The following is a 4,769-nucleotide window of genomic DNA, read 5'->3' on the forward strand; positions in this document are numbered from 1 at the left end:
GTGACGCCGCGCTCAGCCTGGGCTGCTCGGCCACCATGCTCGGCGCCCACGCCCTCGCCGACGCCTGCGCGCGCTCCCGCACCGCCACGGGTGAGGCGGCGCGGGCCGTGCTCACCGAGATCGACGGACGCGCGGCGGCGACCGTCGCCGCGCTCACCGGCCCCGAGCGGGCCTGAGTCGGCTCAGCGCGGGTCGCCGAGGCGGTAGCCGACGCCCCTGACCGTCTGGACGTGCCGCGGGTTGGTGGCGTCCTCACCGAGCTTGCGCCGCAGGTTGGCGACGTGGACCTCCACCGAACGGTGGTCGGCCTCGCCAGGCTCGGTCCCGGTGTCATAGCTGTCGGACCAGACCGAGCGCGCGAGCTGCGACTTGGTGAGCACCCGCCGCGGGTTGACCAGCAGCGCGGCGAGGATGTCGAACTCGCTGCGGGTGAGCACGAGCGGCGCCCCGGCGAGCTCGACGACGCGGGCGTCGCGGTCCAGCCGCAGCTCCCCGTGGGAGAGCACGGCGTCCTCGTCGGTGCCGGGCACGGCCGGCGCGACCCCGGCGGCCCGCGGACGGCGGAGCATCGCCTCGATCCGGGCGCGCACCTCACGCGGCCGGAACGGCTTGGTCACGTAGTCGTCGGCCCCCGCCTCGAGGCCGAGCAGGGTGTCGATCTCGTCGGCGCGGCCGGTGAGCATGAGGATGTAGGCGTCGGAGAACGCCCGGATGCGGCGCGCGACCTCGAAGCCGTCGAAGTCGGGCAGGGAGATGTCCAGGGTGGCGACCACCGGCTGGTGCTCGCGCACCGCCTCGACCCCTGCCTCGCCGGTGGACGCCGTCGCCACCGTGAACCCTGCCTGCACGAGGGTGGTCTCCAGGAGGAAGCGGATGTCCGCGTCGTCCTCGATCACCACTGCCGTGCCTCGCCCGCCCGTGTCCGTCACATGTCGACCTTAACCTCCCGCCCGACCGGGGGACCCGCCTCGCCCACGCGCCGCGCGCTTGCCACGATGGCCCGATGAGGATCTTCCACAAGACCGACGACCCCGAGACGCTGCGGTTCGAGGCGGCCGGGCTGCGCTGGCTCGCGGACGCGACGGACCAGGGCGGCGCGCCCGTCGTCGAGATCCTCGGGGAGGGAGAGGGCTGGCTGGACCTCGTCCACCTGCCCGCCGCGGCGGCGACCGCCGAGGGGGCGGCCTCCTTCGGGCGTGGGCTGGCCCGGACCCACGCCGCGGGCGCGCCGTCCTTCGGCTGCGCCCCGCCCGGCTGGAGAGGGCCGGTCCCGCGCAGCTCGGGCCCGATGCCGCTGCACGACCACGACGCCGCGCCCGTGCACACACGCTGGGCCGACTTCTACGCCGAGGAGCAGATCCGGCCCTACGTGCGGCGCGCGGTGGCGAGGGGAGCCCTCGACGAGGACGGTGCCCGTGTGCTCGACCGGGTGGCCGACCGGCTCGCGGCAGGGGACTTCGACCACGACCAGCCCGCCCTCGTCGGACCGCGGGCGGCGCGCCTGCACGGGGACCTGTGGGGCGGCAACGTCGTGTGGACGCGGGACGCCGACGGTCCGTGCGGGGTCCTCATCGACCCGGCGGCACACGGTGGGCACGCCGAGACGGACCTCGCGGCGCTCGACCTGTTCGGGGTGGACCGGCTGCCCGACATCCTCGCCGGCTACCAGGAGGTCTCGCCGCTGGCGCAGGGGTGGCGCGAGCGGGTGGGGCTGCACCAGCTGACGATGCTGATCATGCACGCAGTGATCTTCGGCGGGTCCTACGGGCCGCAGACCGTGCGCGTCGCACGGCGGTACGCCTAGGGGGTTGACGTGGGCACGGGGCGGGCATAACGTACAACCAAATGGTTGTACGTAGCGAACGGCCCGCCCTGGCCGACGACGAGATCGACCGGATCTTCCGGGCGCTCGCGGACGCCACCCGGCGCGACATCGTCCGGCGCACCCTCACCGAGGAGGCGTCGGTGTCCGAGCTGGCCGCTGCGTACGACATGTCGTTCGCGGCCGTGCAGAAGCACGTCGCCGTCCTGGAGGGAGCGGGCCTGGTGACCAAGGAACCGCAGGGACGTGAACGGCGCGTGCGGGGCAACCCCGACACGCTGCGGCAGGCCCAGCAGCTGCTGGACCGGTACGAGCAGATCTGGAGCGGTCGGGTCGCCCGGCTCGACGCGCTCCTCACCGATGAGTGACCCGCCCCTGAGAGGCACTGCCATGCCACTGACCTCCGTCGACAAGGACCTCGACGCCCTGACCCTGACAATCGTCGCCGACTTCCCCGTGCCCGTGCGCCGGGTGTGGGACGCCTACGCTGACCCTCGCCGGCTCGAGAGGTTCTGGGGGCCGCCCGGCTACCCCGCGACCTTCACCCGCCACGACCTCGTCCCCGGGGGCCGGTCGACCTACTACATGACCGGCCCGGACGGGGAGCGCTCCCACGGCTACTGGGATTTCCTCGCCGTCGACCCCGGGCGCTCGTTCGAGGTCCGGGACGGCTTCACCGGTGCCGACGGGGAGCCTGACCCGGACATGCCGACGATGCTCATGACCACCCGCTTCGAGGAGGCCCCGGGCGGCTCGCGCGTGACGACGACGACGCACTTCCCCGGGGTGGAGGACCTCGAGAAGCTCCTCGCCATGGGGATGGAGGAGGGCATGGTCTCCGCCCTCTCGCAGGTGGACGACGTCCTCGCGGACCTCGCCTCCTTCGCTGCCGACCGGAGCGCCGAGGCGCAGCTCCTCGGGGACACGCAGGTGAGGGTCGCTCGGGTCGTGCGCGGACCGGTCGAGCTCGTGTGGCAGGCGCACCACGACCCCGACCTGCTGCGCCGCTGGATGCTCGGCCCGGACGGCTGGACCATGCCGGTGTGCGAGGTTGCCCGGTCCGTCGGTGACACCTACCGCAACGAGTGGGAGCAGGAGGGAGGAGGGGAGCGGTTCGGCTTCACCGGCGAGCTCCTGGAGTCTGTCCCGCCCTGCCGTGAGGTCACCACCGAGCGGATGATCGGGACCGACGGGCCGGCCACGCTCAACGAGCTCACGCTCACGCCCGTCGCGGACGGCACGCTGCTCGTCCTCGTCGTCACCTACCCCGACGCGGCGACCCGCGAGGCCGTCCTCGCCACCGGCATGGTCGACGGCATGGAGACGAGCTACGCCCGCCTCGAGTCCGAGGTGCTCGCCCGCGTGTAAGGGGCCCCTCCCTGCGCGGCGACGGTGGCTAGACTTCCGTCTAGCCGGGGCTAGACTGCCGTCTAGCCGTCCCGCTACGACGGCTGTCGTGGCGGGACCTTCCGCCGTCGGAGGGAGATCCTCTTGGGCCGACATGTTCGCGTCCGCCCGGGACGTCAGCGGCAGGGGGTCGCGCTCGTCTCCGCGGCCGCCATCGCCGTCGCCGGGTTCGGGATGCTCGGCGCGGGACCCGCGCAGGCGGAGCCGAGTTCGTTCAACCCGTTCGCGCTCGCGAACGGGTTCACCGTCGTCGCCCGCGGCGACGTCACGCTGAGCAACAGCGAGCTCGAGGGGTCGATCGCCGTCCTCGGCGAGCTGTCCTCCGGGAACCAGAACGGCTACCCCGTCGTCCACCAGGCCGCCGGCACGCCCGACTACACGGTGCCCACCGTCGACGGCGTCCCCGTCCGGGTGCTCGCCGAGCGCTACGTCGGCACCGGCGCGCTCGACGTCTCCAACCGCGACGACTCCGGGACCATCGCCCCCGGGTCGCCCGAGGCGACGGCCGTCGTCCGGCTCGTCGACGTCACCAACCTCCGGGCGAGCGCCCGCGGCGGGGGCCTCGGGCCGGCCGCCGGCTCCGACTTCCTCCGCCTCCTCAACGACGCGGGGCCCAACGCCGACCAGACCGGCAAGATCGACCTCAAGACGGTGCCCTTCGCGGGCGCCTCGACCGCCGACGTCGCCACCGAGCGGCCGAGCGTCGAGGCCTACTTCGCGGGGCTCGAGGACGGCGTCGCCCGGGCCAACCAGTGTCTCGCCGACCTCCCCGGAGCCGGGGAGGACCTGGTCCGGCAGGCCACCGTCGAGCAGCGGGACGGCTTCGCCTACCTCTCGGGCCTGGCGACCGACCGGCCCAACCTCGTGGCGTACGAGGACCTCGTCGGGCGCACGGTCAAGCTCGAGGGTGCGGCCGCGAGCTACGCACCGACCGAGCAGGCGCCCCTCGTCATCGACGTCCCGGCAGGCACGGACCGCCTCCAGCAGGTCCGCATCGAGGGCTGGTCCTCGGCCTCCTCCGCCCAGCAGTCCTACGCCCGCCACATCATGTACGACCTGTCCGGTCTCAGCGGCGAGGTCCTCGTCGACGGGGTCGAGCTCGGCGCCATCTGGGCGCCCGAGGTCGACCTGATGTTCAGCTCGCACGTGACGACCAACGGTCAGTGGGTCGCCCGGCGGGTGACGACGACCGGCGGTGGCGAGATCCACCACCACGGCTTCACCGGCCAGCTGCCCTGCGACGTGCCTGCGGACCCGGACCCCACGGACCCGGTGGACCCGGATCCGACCGACCCGGTGGACCCGGTGGACCCGGATCCGACCGACCCGGTGGACCCGGTGGACCCGGACCCGACCGACCCGACGGACCCGGTGGACCCGGATCCCACGGACCCGGTGGACCCGGACCCGACCGACCCGACGGACCCGGTGGACCCGGACCCGACCGACCCGGTGGACCCGGTGGACCCGGACCCGACGGACCCGACGGACCCGGTGGACCCGGACCCGACGGACCCGACGGACCCGACGGACCCGGTGG

The 4,769-nt window shown here is 73.8% G+C and carries 5 protein-coding genes; 4 read left to right on the forward strand and 1 reads right to left on the reverse strand.

From position 1 onward, the window contains the following. Nucleotides 1-182 precede the first annotated feature (182 nt). The gene (locus tag FHE66_RS08635) at nucleotides 183-896 is read right to left on the reverse strand and encodes a response regulator transcription factor (protein WP_330998289.1); all 714 of its coding nucleotides are present in this window, start codon (nucleotides 894-896) and stop codon (nucleotides 183-185) included. Between the two features lie 107 nt (nucleotides 897-1,003). On the opposite strand from FHE66_RS08635, the gene FHE66_RS08640 reads away from it, so the two are divergent. The 4 genes from FHE66_RS08640 to FHE66_RS08655 form a co-directional block, all read left to right on the forward strand. Then, nucleotides 1,004-1,804, forward strand: coding sequence for a fructosamine kinase family protein (locus FHE66_RS08640; RefSeq protein WP_139072570.1), 801 nt, complete (start codon nucleotides 1,004-1,006; stop codon nucleotides 1,802-1,804). A 41-nt stretch (nucleotides 1,805-1,845) separates the two neighbouring features. After that, nucleotides 1,846-2,190: a helix-turn-helix transcriptional regulator gene (locus FHE66_RS08645; protein WP_139072571.1), complete on the forward strand. Its 345-nt coding sequence runs from the start codon at nucleotides 1,846-1,848 to the stop codon at nucleotides 2,188-2,190. A gap of 22 nt (nucleotides 2,191-2,212) precedes the next feature. Further along, nucleotides 2,213-3,190 (forward strand): SRPBCC family protein, encoded by a 978-nt coding sequence (locus tag FHE66_RS08650; RefSeq protein ID WP_139072572.1) that lies wholly within the window; start codon nucleotides 2,213-2,215, stop codon nucleotides 3,188-3,190. Between the two features lie 123 nt (nucleotides 3,191-3,313). Beyond that, a partial coding sequence (locus FHE66_RS08655) for a collagen-binding domain-containing protein (protein WP_139072573.1) occupies nucleotides 3,314-4,769 on the forward strand: 1,456 nt, incomplete at its 3' end.

This window comes from Georgenia sp. 311 (genome assembly GCF_006151955.1).
Taxonomy (GTDB): Bacteria; Actinomycetota; Actinomycetes; order Actinomycetales; family Actinomycetaceae; genus Oceanitalea; species Oceanitalea wutianyii.